We start from the raw sequence: 20,153 nt of genomic DNA, 5'->3' as shown, positions 1-20,153 counted from the left end.
TTCGTGAAGGGGATCTGACCGTGGGAACCATCGGCCTCGCCGTGATCGGCGCCGGGTACTGGGGACCGAACCTGGTCCGCAACGCCCAGGCCACACCGGGTCTGCGCCTGGAGTACCTGTGCGACCTCGACGCCGACCGGGCGCGCCGGGTGCTCGGCGGCTACTCGACGGTGCGGGTGTCGGACTCGCTGGAGGAGGTGCTGGCCGACCCGGCCGTGCACGCCGTCGCGATCGCCACCCCGGCCGGGACGCACCTGCCGGTGGCCAGGGCCGCGCTGGCGGCGGGCAAGCACGTGCTGGTGGAGAAGCCGCTGGCCGCCACCTACGCCGAGGGCCGCGAGCTGGTCGACCTCGCCGAGCGCCGGGGCCTGACCCTGATGCTCGACCACACCTACTGCTACACCCCGGCCGTGGCGCACCTGCGCGAGCAGATCCGCGGCGGCCACCTGGGCGACATCCAGTACCTGGACTCGGTGCGCATCAACCTCGGCCTGGTCCAGCCGGACGTGGACGTGCTGTGGGACCTGGCCCCGCACGACCTGTCGATCTTCCTGTCGATCCTGCCCGCGGGCGTGGTCCCGCTGGCCGTGGCCGCGCACGGGTCCGACCCGATCGGCGCGGGCCGGGCGTGCGTCGCGCACCTGACGCTGGAGCTGACCGGCGGGGTGATGGCGCACGTGCACGTCAACTGGCTGTCCCCCACCAAGATCCGCACGATGGTGATCGGCGGCTCCGCCCGCACCGTGGTCTGGGACGACCTCAACCCGAGCCAGCGCCTGGCCGTCTACGACCGCGGCGTCGACCGGGTGGCCGCCGACCTGGGCCCGGAGACCAAGGCGCAGACGCTGGTGTCCTACCGCACCGGTGACATGGTCGCGCCCGCGCTGCCCGAGCGGGAGGCGCTGCGCGCGGTGATGGCCGAGTTCCAGGCGTCGATCGCCGAGGGCAGACCGCCGCTGACCGACGGCAGGCAGGGGCTGGCGGTGCTGTCGATCCTGGAGGCCGCCTCGGCGTCGCTGGCGCAGGGCGGGGTCTTCATGCCGGTGCTGGGCGACCGGGTGGACGCGGAGGTGCCCGCATGAGCGCGCAGCCGATCGAGGGCCAGCGGGCGCTGGTCACCGGGGGCGCCGGGACGATCGGGTCGGCCGTGGTCGACCGGCTGGTCGCCGCGGGCGCGGCCGAGGTCGTCGTGCTGGACAACTTCGTGCGCGGGCGCCGGGCCAACCTCGCCGACGCCGCCGCTGCCGCGGGGGACCGGCTGCGGGTGGTCGACGGCGACATCAACGACCGCGCGCTGGTCCACGAGCTGACCCGGGGCGTGGACCTGGTCTTCCACCTCGCGGCCATCCGGATCACCCAGTGCGCCGAGGAGCCGAGGCTGGCGCTGGAGTGCCTGGTCGACGGCACGTTCACCGTCATCGAGGCGGCGGCCGAGCACGGGGTCAAGAAGCTGGTGGCGTCCTCGTCGGCGTCGGTCTACGGGCTGGCCGAGGAGTTCCCGACGACCGAGCGGCACCACCCGTACAACAACGACACCTTCTACGGCGCCGCCAAGGCGTTCAACGAGGGCATGCTGCGCAGCTTCAAGGCCATGAAGGACCTGGACTACGTGGCGCTGCGCTACTTCAACGTCTACGGCCCGCGGATGGACGTGCACGGCCTCTACACCGAGGTGCTCATCCGCTGGATGGAGCGCATCGCCGACGGCAAGGCCCCGCTGATCTTCGGCGACGGCGCGCAGACGATGGACTTCGTGCACGTGCACGACATCGCCCGGGCGAACCTGCTGGCCGCCAAGGCCGAGGTCACCGACGCGGTCTACAACATCGCCTCCGCCGAGGAGACCAGCCTGCTGGGGCTGGCGCAGGCGCTGCTGGCGGCGATGGACTCCGACCTCGGCGTCGAGCACGGCCCGGAGCGCAAGGTCAACGGCGTGACCCGCAGGCTGGCCGACATCTCCGCAGCCGACCGCGACCTGGGCTGGCGCCCGGAGATCAAGATGGCCGACGGGCTGCGCGACCTGGTGGCCTGGTGGCGCGCGGAGAAGCAGGCCGCGGACGGCGGTGCCCGCTGATGGCGATCCCGGTGATGAAGCCGCTGCTCGGCGAGGCCGAGGCGGCGGCGGTCGCCGAGGCCGTGCGGTCGGGCTGGGTGGCGCAGGGGCCGCGGGTGGCCGCCTTCGAGAAGGCGTTCGCCGAGCGGGTCGGCGCGGGCCACGGCGTGGCCGTGTCCAGCTGCACGACCGGGCTGCACCTGTGCCTGCACCTGCTGGGCGTCGGCCCGGGCGACGACGTGGTGGTGCCGTCGCTGTCGTTCATCGCTACGGCCAACGCGGTCCGCTACTGCGGGGCGAACCCGGTGTTCGCCGACGTCGACCCGCTTACCGGCAACCTGACGGCCGACACCGTGCGCGCGGCGCTGACCGAGCGCACCAAGGCCGTCGTGGTCGTGCACCAGGGCGGCGTGCCCGCCGACATCCCGGCCATCCGGGCCGTGACCGGCGCGGTGCCGCTGGTGGAGGACGCCGCGTGCGCCGCCGGGTCGACCCTGCACGGGCGCCCGGTGGGCGCGGGCGCGCTGCTGTCGGCGTGGTCGTTCCACCCGCGCAAGCTGATCACCACCGGCGAGGGCGGGATGGTGACCACCGACGACGCCGAGTGGGCCGCGCGGCTGCGCAGGCTGCGCGAGCACGGCATGAGCGTCTCCGCCGCCGACCGGCACGCCGCTGGCGGCGCGGTGGTCGAGTCCTATGTGGAGACCGCGTTCAACTACCGGATGACCGACGTGCAGGCCGCGATGGGCCTGGTGCAGCTGGACCGGCTGGACGCCATCGTCAAGCAGCGCCGCGAGCTGGCGGCGCGCTACCACGACCTGCTCGGCGGCCTCCCCGGCTGCCGGGCCGTGGCCGACCCGGCGCACGGCACGACGAACTACCAGTCGTTCTGGGTGATGCTGCCCGACAGCGCGCCCGCCCTGCCCGAGGTGCTGGCCGCGCTGGCCGCCCGGGGCGTCTCGGCGCGGCGCGGGATCATGGCCGCGCACCTGGAGCCCGCCTACGAGGACCACCCGCACGGCGCGCTGCCCGCCACCGAGCGGATCGCGCTGCGGTCGGTCATCCTGCCGCTGCACCACGAGCTGACCGACGCCGACCAGCGGCTGGTCGTCTCGGCGCTGGCCGAGGCGGTGGGCCGGTGAGGCCCGTCGCGGTCGTCATCGTGACCTACAACAGCGCCGAGGTCATCGGCGACTGCCTCGCCGCGCTGCCCGCGGCGCTGGCGGGGGTGGACGCGCGGGTCGTCGTGGTGGACAACGCCTCCACCGACGGCACCGCCGAGCGCGCCGCGGCCGCCGACCCGGCGGCCAAGGTCGTGCACCGGGCGGGCAACGACGGCTTCGGCGCGGGGGTCAACGCGGGCATCCGCCACGCCGAGGGCTGCGACGTTCTGGTGCTCAACGCCGACGTGCGGCTGTCGCCCGGCTCGGTCGCGGTGCTCCAGCGGGCGCTGCGCCCGGCGGGCATCGCCGTCCCCAAGCTGATCGATGAGGACGGCCGGGTGCACCACTCGCTGCGGCGCGCCCCCACCAGCCTGCGGACCCTCGGCGAGGCCGTCCTGGGCGGCGCCCGGGCGGGCCGCTGGCGCCACCTCGGCGAGACCATCACCCACCCCAAGGCGTACGAGCGCGCGGGCGAGCACGACTGGGCGACCGGCGCGGTGTGGCTGATCTCCCGGGAGTGCCTGGACGCGGTCGGCGTGCTGGAGGAGCGGTTCCTGCTCTACTCCGAGGAGACCGACTTCATGCTCCGCGCGGGCCGGGCGGGCTTCGCCACCCGCTACGAGCCCGCCGCCACCGCCGTGCACCTGGGCGGGGAGTCGACGACCTCGGCGCGGCTGTGGTCGCTGGTGGTGACCAACAAGGTCCGCCTGCACCGCGAGCGCTTCGGCCGGGCCGCCGCGGCCCGCATGTGGCTGGCGGCGATGGCCGACAGCCTGATCCGCGCGGCCCGCGGGTCGGCCCGGCACCGCCAGGCGGCGCGGTCGCTGCTGGCCATGCGCCGCTGGCCCGCCCCGCTCGACGGCGAGGGCCCGCCCTACATCTGCTTCTCCGCGCAGGACTGGTGGTACCACAACCAGGCGCACTCGGACTTCCAGCTGCTCACCCGCATCGCCGAGCACCGCAAGGTGCTGCTGGTCAACAGCATCGGCCTGCGCATGCCCACCCCCGGCAAGAGCACCCAGGTGCTGCGCCGGATCGGCCGCAAGGCCGCGAGCGTGGCCAAGCTGGTGCGGCGGCCGCTGCCGGAGGTGCCCGGCTACCACGTGATGACGCCGCTGCCGCTGCCCTTCTACGGCAGCCCGGCGCTGCGGCGGCTCAACGCGGTGCTGGTGCGGGCCCAGGTGCGCGCGGTGTCGCTGGCCCTGGGCATCCGCAACCCGGTGATCGTGGCGACCATCCCCACCGCGTGGGACGTGGTCGCGCCGATGAAGCGGCGGTCGCTGGTGTTCAACCGCTCCGACCGGCACTCGGCGTTCCCCGAGGCCGACCAGCAGGCGATCGCCGCGCTGGAGGACAAGCTGCTCGCCGGGGCCGACCACGTGCTCTACGTCAGCCGGTCGCTGCAGGCCGAGGACGCCGCCGTCACCGGCGAGCGCGCGCACTTCCTCGACCACGGCGTCGACCTCAAGCACTTCCGCCGCCGCGTCGAGCTGCCCGCCGACCTGGCCGCCATCCCCGGCCCGCGGATCGGCTTCTTCGGCGGCCTGGACGACTACCTGGTCGACTTCGACCTGCTGGAGCGGCTGGCCGAGGACATCCCGGAGGCGTCGCTGGTGCTGGTCGGGGACACCTCGATCTCGATGGCCCGGTTCGAGCGCCACCCCAACATCCACTGGCTGGGCTTCAAGCCCTACGCCGAGATCCCGGCCTACGGCTCGGGGTTCGACGTGGCGATCATGCCGTGGCTGGACAACGAGTGGATCGCCCACGCCAACCCGATCAAGCTCAAGGAGTACCTGGCGCTCGGGCTGGCCACGGTGAGCACCGACTTCCCCGAGGTCCGCCACTACGCCGACCGGATCACCATCGCCCGCGGGCACGACGCCTTCGTCAAGGCGGTGCGGGAGGTGCTGGCGGGCGGCGGGCTGTCCACCCCGGAGGCCCGCCGGGCGTCGGTGCTGTCGGCGTCGTGGGACTCCCGCGCGCGCCAGCTGATGGACCTGGCGGAGGGGTAGCCATGTGCGGCATCGCCGGATACCGGCGCAGGGACGGCGCCCCGGCCGACCCCGGGGTGCTGGCCGAGATGGCCAAGGTCCTGCACCACCGCGGGCCCGACGACGCGGGCACCTGGGCGTCCGGGCCGGTCGGGTTCGCCCACACCCGGCTGTCCATCATCGACCTGGGCGCCTCCCGGCAGCCGATGTCGGCCGGGGACGTGCACCTGGCGTTCAACGGGGAGATCCTCAACTACCGCGAGCTGCGGTCCGGGTTGGACTATCCCTTCCAGACCTCGGGCGACACCGAGACGCTGCTCGCGGTGTACCTGCGCGACGGCGTGGACGGGGTGCGCCACCTGCGCGGCCAGTTCGCCTACGCGGTGTTCGACGGGCGCACGCAGGAGTTGCACCTGGTGCGCGACCGGCTGGGCATCCTGCCGCTCTACTACTACGCCGACGACGAGGTGTTCGCGTTCGCCTCGGAGATCAAGGCGCTGTTCCCGGTGATCGGGCGGCCGCGGGTGGACCGGGCCAGCCTGCACGACTACCTGGCCCACCGGTCCGTCCCCGCGCCGCACACGCTGCTCGAAGGCGTGCGGAAGGTGCCGCAGGGGCACCGGCTGACGCTGGGCCGCGACGGCCAGGTGCGGCTGCGGGCGTACTGGGAGCTGCCTGCTGCCGGAACCCGCGCGGTGCAGCCCGCGGAGGCCGTCGAGCTGGTCGCCGACGCGCTGGACGCCTCGATCGCCGACGCGCTGGTCGCCGACGTGCCGGTGGGGGCGTACCTGTCCGGTGGGATCGACTCCAGCCTGATCACCGCGCTGGTCGCCAAGGCCCGCGGCGGCGAGGGCCTGCACACCTTCAGCGCCGGGTTCGGCGACGAGCGGGTGGACGAGGTCGGGTGGGCGCGCAAGGTCGCCGGGATCGTCGGCAGCACCCACCACGAGGTGACCGTCACCGCCGAGGACTTCCGCGATGCGTGGGCCAAGCTGAGCTGGCACCGCGACGCGCCGCTGTCCGAGCCCGCCGACGTGGCCGTCTTCCGGCTGGCCGAGCTGGCCCGCCAGCAGGTCAAGGTGGTGCTCTCCGGCGAGGGCAGCGACGAGCTGTTCGGCGGCTACCCCAAGTACCGCTACGCCGGGGTGACCCGCTGGGCGGGCCTGGCCCCCGGCCGCGGCCTGCTGCTGCCCCGCGTCGAACGCGCCCTGCCCGCCGCCAAGGCCCGCCTCGGCGTCGCCCTGCGCGCCCTGGCCGAACCCACCGCCGCCGAGCGCATGCGCGGCTGGTTCGCCCCCTTCACCACCGCCGAGCGCACCACCCTGCTCGGCGGCCCAGCCCCCCGCCCCACCCCGTCCTGCTACCACCACGGCCGCGGCGACGCCCTGAACCGCATGCTCCACGCCGACGCCCACGCCTGGCTGGCCGACAACCTCCTGGAGCGCGGCGACCGCATGTCGATGGCCGCCTCCCTGGAGCTGCGTCCCCCGTTCCTCGACCACCGCCTGGTCGAACTGGCCTTCAGCCTGCCGTCGGCGGTCAAGGTCCGGCGCGGGGTGACCAAGTGGGTGGTCAAGGAGGTCGCCCGCCGCCACCTCCCCGACGACGTCGTGGACCGCCCGAAGTCCGGCTTCAAGGTCCCCCTCGACGCCTGGTTCCGCGGCGGCCTCCGCGACATGGCCACCGACCTCCTCACCGGCCCCTCCTCCTTCGTCGCCGACACCCTTGACAAGAAGGCCGTCCACACCCTCCTCACCGCCCACACCACCGGCGACCGCAACGAGCAGCCAAGACTCTGGACCCTCCTCTCCCTAGAGGTCTGGCACCGAGAACTCACCCGATGACCCCCACCCCGCTTTGTCCACACCCTGTGGACAACTCATCCCACCCCCTCCCCACCCCGGATATCCTGGCCAAGGGCCGTCCCCCCGGTGGTGTGGTGGGGGCTGTTGATTTGGGTTCTGGGGATCTCCGGGTTGGGGCTTTGGCCCGGGGTGGAACTCCCGCTTGGGATGGAACCTCGGTTTGGGGTGGAGCCTTGGCTTCGGGTGGGGCTTCGGCCTTGGGTGGAGCCTCGGTTTGGGGTGGAGCCTTGGCTTCGGGTGGGGCTTCGGCCTTGGGTGGAGCCTCGGCTTGGGATGGAGCCTCGGCTTCGGGTGGGGCTTCGGCTTGGGGTGGAGCCTCGGCTTCGGGTGGGGCTTCGGCTTGGGGTGGAGCCTCGGCTTGGGGTAAGCCCTTGGGCCGGGTGATGGTGCCGGTCTTGCCCTCCTGCTTCAGCTTCGGCGGGCTGCTCGGTGCCAGCGGGGCGGTGCTGGCCGGGTGGTGCCTGGGCGTCGGGCCGTTCGAGCACCTGCTGGTTGTCAGCGCCGTTGTCGGAGCCTTGGCTTGGGGTGGGTTCCTGGTCCGGGGTGGAGTCTCGACGTGGCCTGGGGGCGTGGTCCGGGGTGCGGCTTGGGTTGGGGCCGTCGTTCGGGGCGCGGGCTCGGCCTGGGGTGGCGCCTTAGTCCGGGGGGAGGCCTCGGCTCGGGTGGGAACCTCGGCTTGGGCGGGGGCCTTCGCTCGGGTGGGGGCCTCGGCTTGGGCGGGGGCCTTCGCTCGGGTGGGAACCTCGGCTTGGGCGGGAGCCTTCGCTCGGGTAGGGGCCTCCGCTTGGGTGGGGACCTTGGCGCGGATGGGTGCCTTGGCTTGGGCCGGGTCCTGGGCTGCGGGTGGAGTCCTGACCCGGGGTAGAGCCTTGGCCCGGGTTGGAGCCCTGATCCTGGTTGGAGCCTCGGCCTGCGTTGGGGGCCCGGCTCGCGTTGGGGTCCTGGTCGGGCGTGGGGTGGGGCGGGCTCGGGTGGCTGGGGTGCTCGGGGGCGCGGTGTGCTGGGGGGTGGGGCGATGAGGCCGTTGTTGCTCGTGGGGGCTGGGGGGCTCGCGCGGGAGGTGTTGGCTGCGGCGCGGGCGTGCAGGTGGCCTGTGGTGGGGATGCTGGATGATGATCCCGACCGTCACGGCACCACTGTGGACGGTGTTCCCGTGCTGGGTGGGCTGGATCTGGTGCATGAGCGGACCGAAACGGGTGTGCTTGTGTGTGTGGCCAATCCGGCGCGGCCTGGGGGGCGGGCGGCGGTGGTGCGGAGGTTGGGGTTGGCTGACGAGCGCTATGCCACCCTCGTGCACCCCGCGGCCTCGGTGGCCGAAGGGGTGGAGCTCGGGGTCGGGACGATCCTGCTGGCGCAGGTGGTCGTGACCGCGCCGCAGCGGGTGGGGAGGCATGTGCTGGCGATGCCGCACGTGCTGCTCACCCATGACGACAGCGTTGCCGACTGCGCGACCCTGGCGGGGCGGGTCACCCTCGCGGGTGGGGTCGTCGTCGGGGAGTCGGCTTATCTGGGCGCGGGCGCGATGGTGCGCCAGGGCGTCCACATCGGAAGCGAGGCGGTGGTCGGGATGGGCGCGGTCGTGCTCGCCGACGTGCCAGCAGGCCAGACCTGGGCGGGTGTCCCGGCCCGGCGACTGAAGGAGAAGCCATGACCATCCCCCTTGTCGACCTGGCCGCCCAGCACGCGGCCGTCGCCGACGAGGTCGCCGAGGGCTGGGCCGCGGTGCTGGCCAGGACGGCGTTCGTCGGCGGGCCGCAGGTGGCCGAGTTCGAGGCGGCCTACGCCGCGTACGCGGGCGTCGACCACTGCGTCGGCGTCGGCAACGGCACCGACGCCATCGAGCTGGCCCTGCGCGCCCTGGGCGTCGGGCCCGGCGACGAGTGCGTGCTGCCCGCCAACACCTTCATCGCCACCGCCGAGGCCGTCGCTCGCACCGGCGCGACGCCCGTGCTGGTCGACTGCGACCTCGACACCGCGCTCATCGACGTCGAGGCCGCGGCCGCCGCCGTCACCACCCGCACGCGCGCGGTCCTGCCCGTCGACCTCTACGGCCAGGCCGCGCCGATCGAGAAGCTGCGGGCGCTGCTGCCCGCCAACGTGGCCGTGGTCGAGGACGCCGCGCAGTCGCAGGGCGCCACCCGGCACGGCTCGGTCTGCGGCTCGCTCGGCGACATCGCCGCCACCAGCTTCTACCCCGGCAAGAACCTCGGCGCCTACGGCGACGCGGGCGCGGTCACCACCTTCCGCGCCGACCTCGCCGAGCGGGTGCGGCTGCTGGGCGCGCACGGCTCGCCGCGCAAGTACGAGCACCCCGTGCTGGGCTTCAACAGCAGGCTCGACACGCTGCAGGCCGTCGTGCTGTCGGCCAAGCTGCGCAGGCTCGACGGCTGGAACGCCGCGCGCCGGGTGGCCGCCGACCGCTACACCGCGCTGCTGGCCGACGTGCCCGGGGTCATCACCCCGGTCGTGGCCGAGGGCAACGTCCCGGTGTGGCACCTCTACGTCGTGCGCGTCGACGACCGCGACACCGTGCTGGGCAAGCTGCACGCGGCAGGCATCGGCGCTGGCATCCACTACCCGACCCCGGTGCACCTCACCGGCGCGTTCGCGGACCTGGGCCACCGGGAGGGGGCGTTCCCGGTGAGCGAGCTGCTCGCCGGGGAGATCCTGTCGCTGCCGCTGTTCCCGGAGATCACGCCCGAGCAGCAGGAGCGGGTTGTCGCCGAACTCGCCGACGCGGTGCGGGCATGACCACCCGCCGGACCGCCGGGTTGGTCACCAACCGGGCGTCCGGTTAGGACAGATGGACAGATCCGCAGGTCAACGGCACATTGGCTACTATCGGTCACCGTGTCGAAACGCTGATCGCTCGATGGCCGCGACACTTGCGACGTTCGGCTCCGGTGCCCGATTTCGTTTCCCCCAATGGGCGTAACGCGATGGCGGGCGCCAGCGATGTGTAGTCGAGGCGCGGTGGCGGCCGGTTGGCGCTGCCCACCTCTAGTGACAGAGGGTAACTAGCCGTGGAGGCCGCCATGCGCCGGGCGACTGGTCGGGCACGGACGATCCGGATCGTCCTCTCGGGTGTGCTGGTGGCCGTCGGCCTGCCGCTCCTGGTCGCCACGCCGGCGTCCGCCGGGCCGTGCGACGCGCCGACCAACCCCGTCGTCTGCGAGAACTCGAAGCCGGGCACGCCGCGGGACGACTGGTTCCTCGAATCCCCGTACGGCGACATCGAGGGCTTCGCGACCGCGCCCAGCGTGCAGCCGGGCGAGCGGCTCGACTTCAAGATCAAGACGCCGAGCACCGACTACGTGGTCGACATCGTGCGGCTGGGCTGGTACCAGGGCACCGGTGGTCGCCGGGTCGCCACGCTCAACCCGACGGTGCCGCTGCCGCAGCGCCAGCCGCAGTGCGCCTACGACGGGGCGACGGGCCTGGTCGACTGCGGGAACTGGGGTGTGTCGGCTAGCTGGTTCGTGCCGTCGACGGCGGTGTCGGGCTTCTACGTCGCCAACTTCATCCGCAACGACGAGGCGGGCGCGAGCCAGTTCCCGTTCGTGGTGCGCAACGACTCCTCGACCTCCGACATCGTGGTGCAGACCTCCGACCAGACCTGGCAGGCGTACAACAAGTACGGCGACCGGCCTGGGATCAACGAGTTCAACCTCTACGAGGGCGGGTTCTCGGGCTCCCCGGACGGCCGCGCGTTCAAGGTCAGCTACAACCGGCCGTACCGCAACGCGGGCACGTCCAACTTCCTGAACGCCGAGTACCCGATGGTGCGGTTCCTGGAGCGCAACGGCTACGACGTCAGCTACATGTCCGGTGTGGACGTCACACGCAGGCCGAACCTGCTGAAGAACCACAAGATCTACCTCTCCAGCGGGCACGACGAGTACGCCAACAACGCCCAGTGGGCGGGCGTGGAGGCCGCGCGCGACGCGGGCGTGCACCTGTTCTGGGCGACGGGCAACACCTGGTTCTGGAAGACCCGCTTCGAGAACTCCATCGACGGCTCCAACACCCCGTACCGCACGATGGTCTCCTACAAGGAGACCAAGGCCCCCGGTGGCGCGAAGATCGATCCGCACCCGGAGTGGACGGGCACGTGGCGGGACCCGCGCTCCTCCCCGCCCAGCGACGGCGGCCGCCCGGAGAACCAGCTCATCGGCGCGTTGTTCATGGTCAACGGCTACCGGGCCGACGCGATCGAGGTGCCCAAGTCCTACGGCCGCAACCGGCTGTGGCGGAACACGTCGGTGGCGACGGCGACCGGGACGACGAAGTTCCCCGCGGGCACGCTCGGCTACGAGTGGGACACCGACCCGGACAACGGCTTCCGACCCGCGGGCTCGATCCGCCTGTCGCACACGACGGTGAACGTCGATTTCGGGATGCTGTTGCTGGACCACGGCAACACCTACGGCGCGGGTCCTGCGGACCACAACATCACGTTGTACCGCGATCCGGAGAGCAAGGCGCTGGTGTTCAACACCGCGACGGTGCAGTGGGCGTGGGGTCTCGATGACGACCACACGTTCCCGTACGGGGCGCCGCCGACCGCCCCGACGAGCCAGGCGATGCAGCAGGCGACGGTCAACATGCTGGCCGACATGGGTGCGCAGCCGCGCACGCTGATGCCCGGTCTGGTCGCGGCGACCAAGAGCACCGATGTGACCGGCCCGAACGTCACGATCAACGGCCTGAGCAACGGGCAGACGATCCCCGCAGGCACGACCGTGAACCTCACGGGCACCGCTGTCGACGTGGGCGGCGGGAAGGTCGCGGGCGTCGAGGTGTCGGTCGATGGCGGCGCGTCGTGGCGGCGTGCGAACGGGCTGGACTCGTGGAGCTACCAGTGGACGCCTTCGACGCTCGGCCCGGCCAGTGTGAAGGTCCGCGCTTCCGATGATCTGGCCACGATGGGCAATACGTTGACGGTCAATGTCACCGTCGGGGCGCAGCAGTGCCCGTGCTCCATCTTCGGCAACGCCACCCCGGCCACCGTCGACAGCGGTGACAACGCCTCGATCGAGGTCGGCACCAAGTTCACGACCTCGGTCAACGCCACCGTGACCGGCATGCGCTTCTACAAGGCCGCCGCCAACACCGGCACCCACACCGGCTCCCTGTGGTCGCCGGGCGGCCAACGCCTGGCCACCGGCACCTTCCAGAACGAAACCGCCTCGGGCTGGCAGACGCTGGTGTTCGACAAGCCGGTGCAGATCCGCTCCGGCACGCCGTACGTCGTCTCCTACCACGCCCCGGCAGGCCGCTACTCGGTCGACGCGGGCTACTTCAACGACAAAGGCGCAGGCATCGTCCCGGTGACCGCACCCAAGTCCAGCTCCGTGGCGGGCGGGAACGGCGTGTTCCGGTACGGGCAGGGCTTCCCGGACACCTCGTTCAACGGCGGCAACTACTGGGTCGACGTCATCGTCACCACCGACACCGCGGACAACACCCGCCCGGTGGTCAACTCCGTCAAACCCGCGGCGGGCTCCGGCGGGGCCTACATCGACTCCTCGATCTCGGCCACGTTCAACGAGGACGTGGACCCGGGCAGCGTGCAGTTCACCGTGCAGGCGGGCGGCAACCCCATCGCGGGCACCGTGACCGCGGACGGGCCGGTGGTGACCTTCACCCCGACCGACCTGCTGCCCGCCAACGCCCAGCACTCGGTGACGCTCAACGCCACCGACGGCTTCGGCAACCCGCTGGCCGCGCCCAAGTCGTGGACCTTCACCACCGGGACCAACCTCGCGCCCTGCCCGTGCAACCTGTTCGGGCAGCGCACCCCGGCGACGCTGGACGCCAGCGACGGCGGCGACGTGGAGCTGGGCGTGAAGTTCACCGTCGCGGCCAACGCGACCGTGACCGGCGTGCGGTTCTACAAGGCGGTCAACAACACCGGCACGCACACGGGCTCGGTGTGGACCTCGAACGGGCAGCGGATCGCGCACGGCACGTTCGTCAACGAGACGGCCTCGGGGTGGCAGACGCTGCTCTTCGACCAGCCGGTGCAGATCCAGGCCGGGCAGACCTACGTCGCCTCCTACCGCGCGCCCCACGGCCGGTACTCGGTCGACCCGGGCTACTTCGCCGACAAGGGCGCGGGCCGGGGCGTGCTCACCGCGCCGTCCTCGCCGGCGGCGGGCGGCCAGGGCGTCTACGTCTACGGCGGCGGGTTCCCGACCAGCTCGTTCAACCACAACAACTACTGGGTCGACGTCATCGTCGACACCGAGGGCGCGGACACGACCCCGCCCGCGGTGACCAGCACCTCGCCCGCGAACGGCGCGACCGGCGTCCCGACCGACACGGGCGTCACGGTGCACTTCTCCGAGGCGGTCAACCCGGCGAACCTCCAGTTCACCGTCAGCCAGGGCGCCAGCAGCGTGCCCGGCGCGGTGCGCATGGGCGCCGACAACAAGAGCGCCACGTTCGTCTCGACCGACCCGCTGCCCGGCAGCGCGGCGCTGACGGCAGCGGTGCGGGCCAGCGACCCGATGGGCAACCCCATGCCCGCCCCGCACACCTGGACGTTCACCACCGCTGCCAGCGGGGCCTGCCCGTGCAGCCTGTTCCGGCCGACGGAGGGGCCCGCGCAGTTCGCCGTCGACTCCCCGGTCGAGCTGGGCATGCGGATCATCCCGGCCACCGACGGCGTGATCACCGGCGTGCGGTTCTACAAGGCCGCGGGCGACCCGGGCACCCACACCGGCACGCTGTGGTCGCCGTCCGGGACGGTCATGGCCACCGCCCCGTCCACCGGCGAGTCGGCCAGCGGATGGCAGACGGTGACCTTCGCGGCGCCGGTCCCGGTGACCGCGGGGGAGACCTACGTGGTGTCGTTCTGGTCCTCGGCGGGCCGGTACGGGTTCACCCGGGACTACTTCACCGACGACAAGGTGAACGGGCCGCTGACCTCGCCCGCCACCGGGGCGCAGCCGAACGGGCTGTTCCAGTACGGCGGCGGCGGGGTGTTCCCGGCCGGACCCGGTAACGGATCGAACTACTGGGTCGACGCTGTGTTTGACAACTAGTCCTTCGGAGGGCGGACCGTGGCCAGCGTCGACGTGGTGATCCCGTGCTACCGGTACGGGGCGGTGCTGCCGGTCGCCGTGCGCAGCGTGCTCGACCAGCCCGGGGTGGATGTCCGGGTGCTGGTCATCGACGATGCGTCCGGTGACGGCAGCGCGGACGTGGCCAGGGCGCTGGCCGCGGCGGACAGCCGGGTGACGGTGTGGGAGCACGAGCGCAACCGCGGCCACATCGCCACCTACAACGAGGGCCTGCTGGAGTGGGCCAAGGCCGACTACTGCGCGCTGCTGTCGGCCGACGACGCCCTGACCCCGGGTGCGCTGGGCCGCGCCGCGCGGTTGCTGGACGCGCACCCGGAGGTCGGCTTCGCCTACGGCCGCCCGCTGCACTGGGACGGCAGCGACCCGCTGCCGCCCGCGCGCACCGCCGACCGCGGCTGGACCGTCTACAACGGATTCGACTGGCTGCGCAGGCGGTTCGCCCTCGGCGAGGGCTGCATCACCTCCCCCGAGGTGGTCGTGCGCACGGAGTTGCAGCACAAGCTGGGCGGCTACGACCCGGAGCTGAAGCACACCGGCGACATCGAGATGTGGATGCGCTTCGCCCTGCACGCCGACGTGGGCTACCTCAAGGGCGTCGACCAGGCGTACTACCGGGTCCACGGGGCGAACATGTCCAAGGCGTACTACGAGACCCAGGTCGGCGACCTGCGCCAGCGCCTGGCCGCCTTCGAGTCCACGGTCCGCCGCGCCGAGGGCATCCTGCCCGACCGCGACGAGCTGAACCGCCGCGTCCGCCGCGCCCTCGCCGCCGACGCCCTGCGCCGCGCGGGCCGCGCCTACGACAAGGGCCGCGCCGACACCGACCCGATCGAGGAGCTGGTGGAGTTCGCCCGCTCGGCGTACCCGGCCGCGGAGCTGCTGCCCCAGTGGAAGTCCCTGCGCCTGCGCCAGCGCCTCGGCCCGCGCCGCGCCCGCGCCCTGTCCCCGCTGGTCCTGACCGCGCCCGCCCGGCGCGTGCGCCAGCTCTACCGCGAGGCCCGCTGGGCTAGGACCGGCGTGTGACATGCGGCTGTGGGCGGTCTCCCGCGCGGGTGACCGCCGCGCAGTCGACATCGAGCTGCACACCTCGCCCGACATCCACCTGAGGGCGTCGGTGGGCGGCGAGGCGGTCGAGTTCCGCGCGGGCAACTGGTTCAGCTGCCTGCGCAAGCTCCGCGCCGCCCTGGAGGCCGACGGCTACCTCCTCTGCTGCCAGGGCGCCCGCCCGGACGTGCACCCCAGCGCCGAGCAGCTCCGGTCCGACCGCGGCAGGCTGGCCTACCGCCTGGCCCCCGGCCAGCCCCGCACCGACGTGGTGGACGTCTTCGCCGAGGCCGACCCGACCGAGGTCGGGACCGTCGAGGACCAGCGCCGGGCGGTGTTCGCGTACTACGGGATCTGACGGGTCGGCCGGTCCCAGTCGGTGTAGTAGCTCTCGGGGTTGATCAGGTACCGCACGGTCGGCTCCGGCACGTGCCGGACCACGCGGGTGCGGGCGGCGCGGTGGACGAACTCCCAGTCCTCCTTGGGGATGGTCGTCTTCGTCCGCGGCAGGCGGCTGTAGAGCACGGTGGGGTGGCGGCGCAGGACCAGGCCGTTGGTGTCGACGTACGGGTCGCCGTCGGCCAGGGTGCGGCGGTCGAACGGCGCGCTCAGGACGTCGACCACCGTGCCGTCGGCGCGGTGGCGCTCGACCGCCGAGTACGTCAGGTCCGCGCCCGCGCGCAGCGCGGACAGGGCGTGCGCCAGGTGGTCCGGGCGCCACGTGTTGTCGTCGTCCAGGAAGGCCAGGTACGGCGACTGGGTCAGCCGGATGCCGACGTTGCGCACCACGCCCACCACCCCGGTGTTGCGGGACAAGGCCACCGCCACCAGGCGTTCGTCCGACGGCAGCTCGGGCAGCCCGCCGCCGTCGTCGACCACCACGACGAGGTGGTCGGCGACCGTCTGCGCCAGGGCCGACTCCACCGCGGCCACCAGCATCGCCGGGCGGCGGTAGGTCGGGATCACCGTCACCACCATCGGCACCGGCAGCGGCCTGCGCAGCCGGGCGACCTCGGCGTCCTCGAAGCGGCGCAGGGCCGCGGCGTGGCGGCCGAGCAGCAGCTTGGTCTTCACCTCGTGCATGGGCCAGATCCCGAACCGGTCGCGCAGCGCCCGGCGCACCCCGGCCGACAGCCCAGCACGGTCCTTCAGCGGCGCGCTCACGCGGTCGCTCCTTCCCCGGCCCGCCCCGGCAGCAGGGCGCGCATCGGATACACCACCGGCAGGTACACCACCGCCGCGACGACGCCGCCCACCAGCAGCGTCGGCAGCGGGTCGTCGAAGAGGGCGTGGACGCCCACGGCCGAGGCCGCGATCAGCGCCCCGCCGAGCACCGGGCGCGCGCACGCCGCCACCGCGGGCCGCAGGTCCAGACCGCGCCGCCGGATCACCCACGCGAACGCCGGGAGCACGACCAGCGCGGCCACCGCCACCTGCGCCAGCGCCGCGCCCCGGATGCCGTCGACCCGGGCGCCCACGACCAGCGCGGGCAGCAGCGCGCCCAGCCACAGCGCCTGCAGCCACACCAGCGAGCGGTTGCCGTCCAGCGCGACCAGCAGGTCGTAGCCGATGAACAGCAGGATCCGCAGCAGCCCCAGCCCCGCGAGCACCTGGAGCACGACCGCGGCGGGCGTCCACTGCGCGCCGTAGACCACGTGCAGCATCGGGTAGGCGTAGCAGGCCAGCAGCGTGCACACCGGCAGCGCCGCGGCCACCAGCAGCCCGGTCCCGCGGGCCAGCGACTGCTCCAGCCGCGGCCGGTCGTCCACCAGCCGCGCGAAGCCCGCGAGCGACACCCGGCGCGCCGCCTCGGAGAACACCTGCAGCGGCAGACTGGACTGGTTGAAGGCCATCAGGTAGAGCCCGAGGGCGATCTCGTCGGTGTAGGCCCCGATGACGATCTTGTCCACATTGGTCACCGACAGCACCAGCAGGCTCGCGGCGGCCAGCGGCAGCCCGAAGCGCACCAGCTCCCTGGCCGTCGCCGGGTCCCACCCCGGCCGCACCCGCACCGGGCACAGCGCCAGGTAGCAGACGACCGACACCACGTTGCCCGAGACCTGCCCGATGGCGAAGCTCATCGGGCCCGCGCCGGAGAGCGCCAGCGTGATCGTCAGCGAGGTCACCACGACGAACGCCGCGCCGTCGCAGAAGAACCGCGTGCGCTGCAGGAACTCCCGGTTCAGGATCGTCGCCGGGACGACCGCGATCCCGTCGAGCACCACCGCCAGGCACAGCACCCGCAGCACGCCCACCGCGTCGGGGCTGCCCATCAGCTCGCAGTAGACCGGCGCGCTGAAGTACACCACCGCGTACAGCACGGCGCTGCACGACACCGCGATCGTCAGCGCCGTCGGCGCGAACTCGCGGACGTCGCGCTCCCAGCGCACCAGCGCCAGCGTCACGCCCAGCTCGTTGAACGCCTGCAGCAGCGTCAGGGCGACCAGGGCCACGGCGAAGACGCCGTAGTCGGCCGGGGTGAGGATGCGCGCGAGCGCGATCCCCGCCACCAGCGTGCCGAACCGCAGCACGACGGTGTTGAGCAGGCTCCACACCGCCCCCCGGCCGACCTTCCCGCCGACGTCCACGCTCACCGCGCCCCCTCGGTTCTCGGCGCCGCCGCTGCGGCCGCCTCTTCTTGGACGTGCCGCCAGAGCGCCCCCGCGAGCCCGACGAGCAGGAAGGTGAACCCGGTGGCGACGGCGAAGCCGAGCAGGTCGAACGTCGCCGACGAGATGCCGGGCACCGCGATGCACGCCGCCACGGTCACCGCGAGGTCCTTGATCCGCGGGTCCTTGGTGGCCATGCGGGCCCGGAAGCAGCAGTACCAGCCCGCCGCGTACAGGCCGATCAGGGCGAGGATGCCGAGCACCCCGTTCTGCACCAGCGTGCCCAGGTACTGGTTGTCCAGCCAGCCGTACTTCTCCGGCAGGTAGGTGCCCATGCCGCGGCCGAAGACCAGGTGGTCGGCGATCTCCGCGCCCGCCCGCTCGATGGCCCGCCGCCTGCTCTCGGCGCTGGGGTCCTCGTCGATGGAGGTGAACAGGCTGTAGAGCGTGCCGACCAGGCCGGGCACCATCACCCGCATCGCGCCGAGGAACAGCACGATCCCGAACAGCGCGCGCACCCGCCGCTTGGGCGGCATCGCCGGGATGATGAACATCGCCGCGATCGCCAGCGCCAGCACGGCCGAGCGCGACAGCGACTGCATCGACGCCATCGCCAGGATCCCCAGGCAGAGCCACCAGCGCTTGTCCGGGCCGCCGAAGTCGCGGGCGCGCATCGCGTAGTGCAGGGCGATCGGCACCGCCATCGCGCACACCACGCCGAACTCGATCGGGTGCCCCGCCGTGCCTGCGGGCCTGCGGAAGTTCGACCGCTCCAGCACGAACGACACCTCGCCGTTGGCCTTGAGGATCGGCGGCGTCAGGTACTGGGTGAGGTCGATGGCGAAGGAGAACTGGAGGATGCCGACGAAGGCCATGAACGTCGCGCCCACGACCATCGTCTTGAGCACGCGGTCGATCCGGTCGAGCCCGCGCACCCCGTCGACCACCGCGAGGCCGACGGCGAACACCGCGGTCAGCGTGATCAGGGTCCGGTCGGCGGCGGCGAGCTCGTCCGGCGGGAGGTAGCCGTAGGTGGCCACGCCGTAGGTGGCCAGCTGGGAGAGGGCGAAGAGGAACAGCGCGGTCCGCGCGGCGTTGCGGCCCTTGGCGACGCCGAGGGTGGTCACCAGCTGGGCGCAGAACCACAGCACGCCCATCACGAAGCCGACCACCATGCCCGGCGTGACCGCCATCGGCACGCCCTTGAGCACCATGCTGGCCGGGATGAACGTCATCACCAGCGCGTAGACGCAGGCCAGGGTGGCGCCGTCGGCGCGGGCCTTGGGCGGTTTCGCCGGGGCGCCGGGCGCGCGTGCGCCGTCGGCGCCCGCCTTGGGCGAGGGGGGCGCGCTCATCGCCTCAGCCGTCGGGGTCGGACTGCTTGGTCGCGGGGCGCATCATCCGGGTCGGCGGCTCGCGCAGCTCGTCGGCAGGCCAGGCCGCCGCCTGGTTCGCACCGGGCTTGGGCTGCGGCCTGGGGTGCGCCGGGGCCTTGGCGGGCACGGGCTTGCCGTTGGCGGGCGCCTGCACGGGCCGGATGCGCTGCGTGCGCTCCACCGAGATCCGGGGAGCCGGGCGCGCGGGCTCGACCGGGGCCGGGACGGGCTCCTCCGCCTCGGGCTCGTCCTTGCGGCGCTTGCGGCTCTGGTAGCTCTCCAGGCCGAAGACCGCGCCCAGGCAGGCCGAGAAGCCCAGCACCATCGCCACGCCCGCCGCGCGCAGCTTGCCGCCGGTCAGCGCCTCCGGCTCGGTCGGCGCGACGATCTCGTTGACCCCGATGAAGGTGCTCGGCGCGGCCCCGAGGTCCTGCTGGCGCTTGGTCAGCTCGGCGCGCACCCGCTCCAGCACCTGCACGGCCAGCTCCTGCGCCCCCGGCTCGGACTCGCTCTCGGTGACCACGCTGATGAACGGGCCGCCCTCGTTGCCGCCCGACAGCTCGAAGGTGTGCTCCGGCTTGTCGGCCCCGAGCTCCTTCACCACCACCGGGGTGTTGATCGTCTGGATCACGATGGAGGCGGAGATGGCCAGGCTGGAGTCGAAGGCCAGCAGCGGGTTGGTCTGCCCGGTCTCCTTGTCCTCGATGCTCGTCGGCCCGCTGGAGGGGGAGGTCAGGACCAGCAGGCCCGTGGACTGGTAGACCATGGGCGTGGTCAGGTAGACCCCGCCCGCGGCGCCGACGGTGATCACGAACACCGGGAGCGCCACGTACCAGCGCTTGAGCAGTACTAGAAGTGTCTTCCAGAAGTCCATTCGTGCCCCAACCCACGACGCAGCGCCTGCTTAACCATCGCGGCCACCGGGGCGACCGTTACTCCAAGTAGTGCAATCCGGGCGGCC

General features: G+C 72.9%; 14 protein-coding genes. 10 read left to right on the top strand and 4 right to left on the bottom strand.

Features of this window, described 5'->3' with window-relative positions; all coding sequences use genetic code 11:
- The first annotated feature begins 20 nt into the window (after positions 1–20).
- From ACWEPX_RS07550 to ACWEPX_RS07505, 10 genes are all read left to right on the top strand, one after another.
- A complete protein-coding gene (locus tag ACWEPX_RS07550; RefSeq protein ID WP_451896272.1) occupies positions 21–1,082 on the top strand; it encodes a Gfo/Idh/MocA family protein in 1,062 nt (353 codons plus the stop codon).
- Positions 1,079–2,074: an SDR family NAD(P)-dependent oxidoreductase gene (locus ACWEPX_RS07545; RefSeq protein WP_451896271.1), complete on the top strand. Its 996-nt coding sequence runs from the start codon at positions 1,079–1,081 to the stop codon at positions 2,072–2,074. The genes ACWEPX_RS07550 and ACWEPX_RS07545 overlap by 4 nt, the downstream gene beginning before the upstream one ends.
- Positions 2,074–3,195: a DegT/DnrJ/EryC1/StrS family aminotransferase gene (locus ACWEPX_RS07540; RefSeq protein WP_451896270.1), complete on the top strand. Its 1,122-nt coding sequence runs from the start codon at positions 2,074–2,076 to the stop codon at positions 3,193–3,195. Before ACWEPX_RS07545 ends, ACWEPX_RS07540 begins: the two co-directional genes overlap by 1 nt.
- On the top strand, positions 3,192–5,231 hold the full coding sequence (locus ACWEPX_RS07535; protein WP_451896269.1) for a glycosyltransferase: 2,040 nt from the start codon (positions 3,192–3,194) through the stop codon (positions 5,229–5,231). Before ACWEPX_RS07540 ends, ACWEPX_RS07535 begins: the two co-directional genes overlap by 4 nt.
- 2 nt (positions 5,232–5,233) lie before the next feature.
- Entirely contained in the window at positions 5,234–7,054 is a 1,821-nt protein-coding gene (gene asnB / locus ACWEPX_RS07530; RefSeq protein ID WP_451896268.1) for an asparagine synthase (glutamine-hydrolyzing), read from the top strand.
- A 1,036-nt stretch (positions 7,055–8,090) separates the two neighbouring features.
- Positions 8,091–8,726, top strand: coding sequence for an acetyltransferase (locus tag ACWEPX_RS07525; protein ID WP_451896267.1), 636 nt, complete (start codon positions 8,091–8,093; stop codon positions 8,724–8,726).
- Entirely contained in the window at positions 8,723–9,826 is a 1,104-nt protein-coding gene (locus ACWEPX_RS07520) for a DegT/DnrJ/EryC1/StrS family aminotransferase (protein WP_451896266.1), read from the top strand. The genes ACWEPX_RS07525 and ACWEPX_RS07520 overlap by 4 nt, the downstream gene beginning before the upstream one ends.
- A gap of 284 nt (positions 9,827–10,110) precedes the next feature.
- Positions 10,111–14,124, top strand: a complete 4,014-nt coding sequence (locus tag ACWEPX_RS07515) for a DUF4082 domain-containing protein (protein ID WP_451896265.1) — start codon at positions 10,111–10,113, stop codon at positions 14,122–14,124.
- Between the two features lie 18 nt (positions 14,125–14,142).
- Positions 14,143–15,186 carry a glycosyltransferase family 2 protein gene (locus ACWEPX_RS07510; RefSeq protein WP_451896264.1) on the top strand — a complete coding sequence of 348 codons (1,044 nt, stop codon included), beginning with the start codon at positions 14,143–14,145 and terminating at the stop codon, positions 15,184–15,186.
- 1 nt (position 15,187) lies between these two features.
- Positions 15,188–15,565: a hypothetical protein gene (locus ACWEPX_RS07505; protein ID WP_451896263.1), complete on the top strand. Its 378-nt coding sequence runs from the start codon at positions 15,188–15,190 to the stop codon at positions 15,563–15,565.
- Here ACWEPX_RS07505 and ACWEPX_RS07500 read toward each other — a convergent pair.
- From ACWEPX_RS07500 to ACWEPX_RS07485, 4 genes are read right to left on the bottom strand one after another with little or no spacing between them, the layout of a single operon-like run.
- Positions 15,553–16,371 carry a glycosyltransferase family 2 protein gene (locus ACWEPX_RS07500; RefSeq protein ID WP_451896262.1) on the bottom strand — a complete coding sequence of 273 codons (819 nt, stop codon included), beginning with the start codon at positions 16,369–16,371 and terminating at the stop codon, positions 15,553–15,555. The two genes, ACWEPX_RS07505 and ACWEPX_RS07500, sit on opposite strands and share 13 nt — an antisense overlap.
- The gene (locus ACWEPX_RS07495) at positions 16,368–17,801 is read right to left on the bottom strand and encodes a lipopolysaccharide biosynthesis protein (protein WP_451896261.1); all 1,434 of its coding nucleotides are present in this window, start codon (positions 17,799–17,801) and stop codon (positions 16,368–16,370) included. Before ACWEPX_RS07495 ends, ACWEPX_RS07500 begins: the two co-directional genes overlap by 4 nt.
- Entirely contained in the window at positions 17,798–19,171 is a 1,374-nt protein-coding gene (locus ACWEPX_RS07490; RefSeq protein ID WP_451896260.1) for an O-antigen ligase family protein, read from the bottom strand. Before ACWEPX_RS07490 ends, ACWEPX_RS07495 begins: the two co-directional genes overlap by 4 nt.
- 4 nt (positions 19,172–19,175) lie before the next feature.
- The gene (locus ACWEPX_RS07485; protein ID WP_451896259.1) at positions 19,176–20,066 is read right to left on the bottom strand and encodes a hypothetical protein; all 891 of its coding nucleotides are present in this window, start codon (positions 20,064–20,066) and stop codon (positions 19,176–19,178) included.
- Between the last annotated feature and the right edge of the window lie 87 nt (positions 20,067–20,153).

Source organism: Actinokineospora sp. NPDC004072, assembly GCF_053604195.1.
This window is presented reverse-complemented; position numbering and strand designations above follow the sequence as displayed.

Coding starts and splice junctions, on each gene's coding strand:
- ACWEPX_RS07545 (WP_451896271.1), top strand. CDS start 1,079: ATGAGCGCGCAGCCGATCGAGGGCCAGCGGGCGCTGGTCACCGGGGGC.
- ACWEPX_RS07540 (WP_451896270.1), top strand. CDS start 2,074: ATGGCGATCCCGGTGATGAAGCCGCTGCTCGGCGAGGCCGAGGCGGCG.
- asnB (WP_451896268.1), top strand. CDS start 5,234: ATGTGCGGCATCGCCGGATACCGGCGCAGGGACGGCGCCCCGGCCGAC.
- ACWEPX_RS07525 (WP_451896267.1), top strand. CDS start 8,091: ATGAGGCCGTTGTTGCTCGTGGGGGCTGGGGGGCTCGCGCGGGAGGTG.
- ACWEPX_RS07520 (WP_451896266.1), top strand. CDS start 8,723: ATGACCATCCCCCTTGTCGACCTGGCCGCCCAGCACGCGGCCGTCGCC.
- ACWEPX_RS07515 (WP_451896265.1), top strand. CDS start 10,111: ATGCGCCGGGCGACTGGTCGGGCACGGACGATCCGGATCGTCCTCTCG.
- ACWEPX_RS07505 (WP_451896263.1), top strand. CDS start 15,188: ATGCGGCTGTGGGCGGTCTCCCGCGCGGGTGACCGCCGCGCAGTCGAC.
- ACWEPX_RS07490 (WP_451896260.1), bottom strand. CDS start 19,171: ATGAGCGCGCCCCCCTCGCCCAAGGCGGGCGCCGACGGCGCACGCGCG.
- ACWEPX_RS07485 (WP_451896259.1), bottom strand. CDS start 20,066: ATGGACTTCTGGAAGACACTTCTAGTACTGCTCAAGCGCTGGTACGTG.